This window comes from Nocardioides sp., assembly GCF_047607365.1.
Lineage (GTDB): Bacteria > Actinomycetota > Actinomycetes > Propionibacteriales > Nocardioidaceae > Nocardioides.
Genome location: NZ_JASGDD010000046.1, coordinates 1 through 6,678, shown reverse-complemented (window position 1 = coordinate 6,678; position 6,678 = coordinate 1). Strand labels below are relative to the sequence as shown.

General features: G+C 74.8%; 7 protein-coding genes and 1 pseudogene. 3 read left to right on the top strand and 5 right to left on the bottom strand.

Going from position 1 to position 6,678, the window contains the following annotated elements; all coding sequences use genetic code 11:
- The coding region (locus QM572_RS03915; RefSeq protein WP_415090236.1) for an EamA family transporter at positions 1-220 on the top strand (220 nt) is incomplete at its 5' end.
- 90 nt (positions 221-310) lie between these two features.
- On the opposite strand, the pseudogene QM572_RS03910 reads toward QM572_RS03915, so the two are convergent.
- Together QM572_RS03910 and QM572_RS03905 are read right to left on the bottom strand one after the other, a co-directional pair.
- Positions 311-1,561: pseudogene (locus tag QM572_RS03910) on the bottom strand (RNA polymerase sigma factor); the annotation flags it as partial.
- A 337-nt stretch (positions 1,562-1,898) separates the two neighbouring features.
- Complete coding sequence (locus tag QM572_RS03905; protein WP_415090239.1) at positions 1,899-2,480, bottom strand: HhH-GPD-type base excision DNA repair protein; 582 nt, start codon at positions 2,478-2,480, stop codon at positions 1,899-1,901.
- 69 nt (positions 2,481-2,549) lie between these two features.
- Between QM572_RS03905 and QM572_RS03900 the strand changes: the two genes are divergently transcribed.
- Entirely contained in the window at positions 2,550-2,978 is a 429-nt protein-coding gene (locus QM572_RS03900; RefSeq protein ID WP_415090234.1) for a hypothetical protein, read from the top strand.
- 24 nt (positions 2,979-3,002) lie between these two features.
- Here QM572_RS03900 and QM572_RS03895 read toward each other — a convergent pair whose 3' ends face one another.
- Entirely contained in the window at positions 3,003-3,938 is a 936-nt protein-coding gene (locus QM572_RS03895) for a DUF4192 domain-containing protein (protein WP_415090232.1), read from the bottom strand.
- Between the two features lie 144 nt (positions 3,939-4,082).
- Between QM572_RS03895 and QM572_RS03890 the strand changes: the two genes are divergently transcribed.
- Positions 4,083-5,429: a DNA polymerase IV gene (locus QM572_RS03890; protein ID WP_415090230.1), complete on the top strand. Its 1,347-nt coding sequence runs from the start codon at positions 4,083-4,085 to the stop codon at positions 5,427-5,429.
- Here QM572_RS03890 and QM572_RS03885 read toward each other — a convergent pair.
- Together QM572_RS03885 and QM572_RS03880 are read right to left on the bottom strand one after the other, a co-directional pair.
- The gene (locus tag QM572_RS03885; protein ID WP_415090228.1) at positions 5,383-6,258 is read right to left on the bottom strand and encodes a biotin-dependent carboxyltransferase family protein; all 876 of its coding nucleotides are present in this window, start codon (positions 6,256-6,258) and stop codon (positions 5,383-5,385) included. The genes QM572_RS03890 and QM572_RS03885 overlap by 47 nt on opposite strands.
- Positions 6,251-6,678: 5-oxoprolinase subunit B family protein (locus QM572_RS03880; protein WP_415090225.1), on the bottom strand; the 428-nt coding region annotated here is incomplete at its 5' end. The genes QM572_RS03885 and QM572_RS03880, both read right to left, overlap by 8 nt.

Genomic DNA, 6,678 nt, shown 5'->3' with positions numbered 1-6,678 from the left:
GTGGTCGGGGGCCGGCGGCACCCTCGGCGCCGCCGCGCTCGCGCTCTTCCTCGCCGCGACCGAGCACGGCCTGCTGACCGTCGCGTCGGTGCTCGCGTCGCTCTACCCCGCCGCGACCGTGGCGTGGGCCGTGCTGCTCCTCCACGAGCGCGTGCACCGGGTGCAGGCGATCGGGCTGGGAGCCACCGCCGTCGCCGTGGCACTCGTCGCCGCCGGCTGACGCGGAAGCCCCCGGGCGGACGAGCCGCCGTACGACGCGGCGGGTCAGCGGAAGCCCCCGGGCGGACGAGCCGCCGTACGACGCGGCGGGTCAGTCGAGGTAGTCGCGCAGGACCTGCGAGCGGGAGGGGTGGCGCAGCTTGCTCATCGTCTTCGACTCGATCTGGCGGATGCGCTCGCGGGTCACGCCGTAGACCTTGCCGATCTCGTCGAGGGTCTTCGGCTGACCGTCGGTGAGGCCGAAGCGCATGCTGACCACGCCCGCCTCGCGCTCGGAGAGCGTGTCGAGGACGGCGTGGAGCTGCTCCTGGAGCAGGGTGAAGCTGACCGCGTCGGCCGGGACGATGGCCTCGGAGTCCTCGATCAGGTCGCCGAACTCCGAGTCGCCGTCCTCGCCGAGCGGGGTGTGCAGCGAGATCGGCTCCCGGCCGTACTTCTGGACCTCGATGACCTTCTCGGGGGTCATGTCGAGCTCCTTGGCCAGCTCCTCCGGCGTGGGCTCGCGACCCAGGTCCTGGAGCATCTGGCGCTGCACGCGGGCGAGCTTGTTGATCACCTCGACCATGTGCACGGGGATGCGGATGGTGCGGGCCTGGTCGGCCATGGCGCGGGTGATGGCCTGCCGGATCCACCACGTCGCGTAGGTCGAGAACTTGTAGCCCTTGGTGTAGTCGAACTTCTCGACGGCGCGGATGAGGCCGAGGTTGCCCTCCTGGATCAGGTCGAGGAAGAGCATGCCGCGGCCGGTGTAGCGCTTGGCGAGCGAGACGACGAGGCGGAGGTTGGCCTCGAGGAGGTGGTTCTTCGCGCGGCGGCCGTCCTCGGCGATCCACTCGAGCTCCTCCTCGGTCTTCACCGAGATCTTGCCGCCCTTGCCGAGCTTCTCCTCCGCGAAGAGGCCCGCCTCGATCCGCTTGGCGAGCTCGACCTCCATCTCGGCGTTGAGCAGCGCGACCTTGCCGATCTGCTTGAGGTAGTCCTTCACCGGGTCGGCGGTCGCGCCGGCGACCATGACCTGCTGCTCGGGCTCGTCGGTGTCGTCGGTCGCGGAGACGACGAAGGAGGCCTCCTTCTCGTCCTCCTCGATCGTGGGGTCCGCGGCGACGTCCTTCTCGAACTGCTCGTCGGAGATGTCCGGGAGGATCTTCTTGCCGTCGGGGCCTACCTTGGCCTCGACCGCCCCGGCGCCGTCGGCGGCGACCTCCTCGACGTCGACCTCGAGGTCGTCGAGCACGACCTCCTCCTCGCCGTCGGGAGCCTCGTCGGCGGGCGCCGCCTTGGTGGGCGCCGCCTTCTTCGCGGCGGCCTTCTTGGCCGGCGCCTTCGTGGCCGGCGCGGTCGTCGCCTTCTTGGCGGCCGACGTCGCGGCCGCCGCGCGGCCACCGGGCGCACCCAGGTCGACCGTGACGCCCAGCTCGCCGAGGTGAGCCATCAGGCCCTTGAGGTGGCGCGGCTCGACGGCCGCGGACTCACTCGCCTGGCGGACCTCCTCCGGCGTGACGCGACCCGTGGGCCGAGCCCGGTCGATGAGCGACACGACGGCGGGGTGGGAGAGCACCTCGGCAGGGAGCTTGCGTGCGTTCGAGGACACGAACACCTCTCGTGCTGGTTTCGGGGCGCGGCAAGGCCCGCTGTCGTCAAGAGCCGCGTCGATCATTGTGCCATGGCGCCAAGGGGACTCAGGCACCGGCCTTCGCCGCGCGCTTGGCCGCCTTCTTGTGGTCGCGGACCTTCTGCAGCGAGGCCGCGTCGACGACGTCCGCGACCGAGCGGTGGCCCTCCAGCGCGTAGTCGCCGACGACCGCCTCCCACCCCTCGGGCCGGACGCCGGCCTGCTTCGCGAGCAGGGCGACGAAGATCTGGGCCTTCTGCTTTCCGAAGCCCGGCAGCGCCATCACCCGCCGGAGCAGGTCGGCTCCGTCGCGCGCCTCGCTCCACAGCCGGGTGACGTCGCCGTCGTAGGTCGTGACCACCACCTGGGCGAGCTGCTGGAGCCGGGCGGCCATGGCGCCGCCGTACCGGTGGATGGCGGGCGGCTGACGGCACAGCTCGGAGAAGGTCTCCGGGTCGGCCGCCGCGATCGCCGCCGGGTCCAGCGTGCCGAACCGGGCGAGCACCTTGGCGGGCCCGCGGAAGGCGTGCTCCATGGGGTACTGCTGGTCGAGCATCATCCCGACCAGGAGGGCGAAGGGATCCTCGGCGAGGACCGCGTCGGCGGCGGGATCCTGGGCGATCTGGAAGGTCGTGGGCATGGCACCCATCATCGCGCCCGCCCGAGACCCTGTGGAGAGCGGGCGGCGGCCGGCAGGGAACTCGGGCAGGCTCGGCCCATGGACCCCGGTCTGCCCGAGAGCCTCGGCCTGGCGTTGCAGCGGGCGCTGCGCCGTGCCGTCCTGGACCTTGCGACCGCGGAGCGCCGGCCGGTCTTCGTGCCACGACTGCACCTCGGCATCCCCGGCGGCGCCGGCGTCGTGCACGCCCTGCTGCCCGAGGAGCGGACCGACCACGCGCTGCGCACCGACGTCGTCGCCGCGATGACCGCGCGGCTCGGCAACCGGGTCCACCCGATGGTGTGGCTCACCCGGCCGGGCGAGCTCGACCCCGTGCAGGACCTGGAGCAGCAGTGGCTCGCCGGCGCCGTCCAGGCGTACGCCGAGCAGGGGCGTCGCCTCGTCTTCGTCACGGTCAACCGGCACGGCTGGCGCGATCCGCGCAGCGGCGCCTTCCGGCACTGGGCCCGGCTGCGCGAGCGCGACTGAGCACCGACCCGCCGGTCTCCCGGCTCAGCCCGTCAGCGGCAGCGCGTCCGCGGGCCAGTCGTCGAAGGGCGGGGTGCCGGCGCCGAGGATGTCGGACGCGAGGCGGAGCAGCGAGTGCGCCGGAGCGACCTCCCTCCCGCGATCGACCGCGCACCAGGCGAGGGTGCCCTGTCCCGCCTGCCACGCGACCATGGCGAGCACCCCGGCGGCGTGGCCGAGCAGCGGTGCCGGCGCCCGCCGGACGAGGTCGGTCCACAGGGCGGCGTGGGCCTCTGCGCTCCGGCGCCCGACCGCCCACCACGCGTGGTCGCGGACGGACGGCCCCGCGATCGAGCGCAGGATCGAGGCGGCCTGGTCGTCGTCGGGCACGGTGCCGGCGGCGGCGTGGGCCTCGAGCAGGTCGCGCAGGCGTGGTCCGGTCATCAGGCCGCTGGCGGGCAGCGCCTCGGCCACCGCCTCCACGCCGGGCGGGTCGGCGGCGACACGGGCGGCGATCTGCTCGCGCGACTCCGCGGTCACGAGCCCCTCCAGCACCGAGGCGGCCGTGAACCGGTGCGAGCCGAGGTCGAAGGGGACGCCGTCGGGCGGTCCGGCGGCGGGAGAGGCGATCGGGAACCACCGGTCGCCGTGGACCCGCAGCCCCTCCAGGACGCGGACGCCGCCCTCGCCGCAGCGGGCGGCGAGGTGCTCGAACACCTCCTCGGCGAGCGCGGCGTCGGCGGAGTAGAGCACGAGGACGACCGCCTCGGCCCGCTCCCGGAAGACCGGGGTGAGCAGCGCGGAGGCGAGGCCCTCGACGACCGCCGGCGGCGGCGCGGGCGGCGGCATGTCGATGCGGGCGTGGAAGGCGTGGGCTCCCCCGAAGGTGAGCATCACGACAGAGTCCCGCGGATGGAACCCGAGGACGACGGGAACGGCGGCGAGGATGTCCTCGGGCGTCTTGGCCTTCATGGTGAGCATGGCCCGACTCTCGACGTCGGCACCCGTCGAACCGGGCGGGCCGCGAGGGGGCTGTGAGCGAGGGCGTCCGGGAGCGGGCTCCGGGACGGCTGGTGGCCCTGCGTGTGGCGGGAGTTGACGGTGGGAAGGACTACCGTCGGCGCCGTGCGTGCGCACGCCTCCGTCCTCCATCTCGACCTCGACGCCTTCTACGCGGCCGTCGAGCAGCGGGACAAGCCCTCGCTGCGGGGCAAGCCGGTGGTCGTCGGCGGGACCGGCGGTCGCGGGGTCGTGGCGACCGCGAGCTACGAGGCCCGGCGCTACGGCGTCCGCTCGGCGATGTCGACCCGCGAGGCGCGCAGCCGGTGCCCGCACGCCGCCTTCCTCTCGCCGCGGTTCGAGGCCTACCGCGAGGCGAGCGAGCGGGTGATGGGCCTGCTGCGTGCGATCTCGCCGCTGGTCGAGCCGCTCTCCCTCGACGAGGCGTTCGTCGACCTCGCGGCCGCCCACACCGCCGTGGACCTCTCGGTGGACGGCGTACACGCCTTCGCGACGGAGGTGCGCGAGGAGGTGCGCGCCGTGACCGGGGGCCTCACGGCGAGCGTCGGGATCGGCACCAGCAAGTTCATCGCCAAGGTCGCCAGCGACCTGGACAAGCCCGACGGCCTGGTGGTGATCGCGCCCGGCACCGAGCGCGACCTGCTGCGGCCGATGCACGTCCAGGTCATCCCCGGCGTCGGGCCGCAGACCGCGGAGCGGCTCCGGCGGGCCGGCATCCAGACCGTGGCCGACCTCGAGGCGGTCGGCCACGAGGAGCTCGTCCGGATCCTCGGCAAGGCCCACGGCGCCGGCCTCTTCCACCTCGCCCGGGCGGAGGACGACCGGCCGATCGTGGCGGAGCGGGAGACGAAGTCGGTGAGCGTGGAGGCGACGTACGACGCCGACCTCACCGACCGCGCCCTCATGGACAGCCTGGTCACGCGACAAGCGCGGGAGGTCGGCGAGCGGCTGCGCAAGCACGGGCTGTCCGGGCGCACGGTCACCCTCAAGGTGCGGCTCCACGACTTCACCACGCTCAACCGCTCCACCACGCTGACCGCGCCGACCGACGCGACGGCGACCATCGGGCGGCTCGCCCGCGCGCTGCTCGTCGAGCTGCTGGAGACCGGTCAGGCGGCCGGCGGCGTGCGGCTGCTGGGCGTGGGCGTCAGCGGGCTGGCCGACTGGGTACAGGAGGACCTCTTCGGCGACACGACCGAGGACGAGGAGCCGGCCGAGGAGGAGCCCGCGGCCGCCGTGCCCCTGCGCCGCCGGGAGGGATGGTGGCCGGGCATGGACGTCGAGCACGCCGAGCACGGCCGCGGCTGGGTGTGGGGCGCGGGGCGGGGCGTGGTGACCGTGCGGTTCGAGACCGCGGCGACGCCGGCGGGGCCGGTGCGCTCCTTCGCCGTCGACGATCCGGCGCTCACCGCGCTCCGGCAGGCGCGAACGCCACCGGCTCCCCCAGCCTGAGCTGGGCGCACAGCCAGAGGTCGTCGGGGTGGACGATCCCGACCACCGGGTAGCCACCGGTCGGAGGGTGGTCGGCCAGGAACACGATGGGCAGGCCGCTCGGCGGCACCTGGACGGCGCCGAGCACCATCCCCTCGCTCGGCAGCTCGCCCTCGCGGATCCGGGTCAGCGGCTCGCCGTCCAGTCGCAGCCCCACGCGGTCGGAGTCGGGCCGCACCGTCCAGCCGCGACCGGTCGGGACGTCGGAGAACCAGTCGGCCTGCGGCCCGGTCGTCAGCCGGATGGCGCCGACACGCCGAGCGGGCGGCGTGTCGAGCGGTTGCGGGCGCACGTCCGGCCCGGGTCGTCCGAGCGGCAGCCGCGTGCCGTCCGTCACGCGCGGCGGGCCGACCCATGCCAGCGTGTCGGTCGAGCGCGAGCCGAGCACGGGAGCGACCGCGATCCCGCCGGCCATCGCCAGATACACGCGTACGCCGTCACGCGGCCGCCCCACCTCCAGCACCGCGTCGCGGGCCCACCAGAAGGGCTCCGCGAACGGCACCGCCCGCCCGGCCAGTGCGTCCACGGGAGCACCGGTCAGGGCCGCCCAGCGGCCGGTCCCCCGGTTGAACGCCCGCAGGCCGCCGAGGGTCAGCTCGAGGACGGCGGCGTCGGCGTGGTTGCCCACGAGCCGATTGCCCAGCGCGGCGGCCGGCGCGTCGAGCGCTCCCGCCCGGGGGACGCCGAGATGGGCCAGGCCGACCCGGCCCCGGTCCTGGACCGTCGTCAGCACCCCGGCGGCGACGACCAGCAGCTCGTCGGATCCGGGCCTGGATCCCCGCTCAGGCAACGGTGAACCTCACCCGCGTCCCCGGCGCGAGCAGCGCCGGCCGCTCGGCGTCGCCGGGATCCCACAGCGTCGCCTCGGTCCGCCCGAGCAGCAGCCAGCCGCCCGGCGAGGCGACGGGGTAGACGCCGCACCACTCCCCCGCGATCCCCACCGACCCGGCGGGGACCCGCACCCGCGGCTCGGCCAGCCGGGGCGCCCGCCACGCGGGCGGGAGGCCGGTCAGGTAGGCGAAGCCCGGCGCGAACCCGCAGAAGACGCTCGTGAAGACGAGCGACGTGTGCCGCGCCACCACCTCCTCGACCGAGCACTCCCACAGCTCGGCCACACGGCCCAGGTCCGCGCCGTCGTACGCCGTCGGCAGCTCGACCGATCGTCCCGGCGCGGGGGTGCGCGCCGGCGAAGGCACCGGCCCTCGGCGCG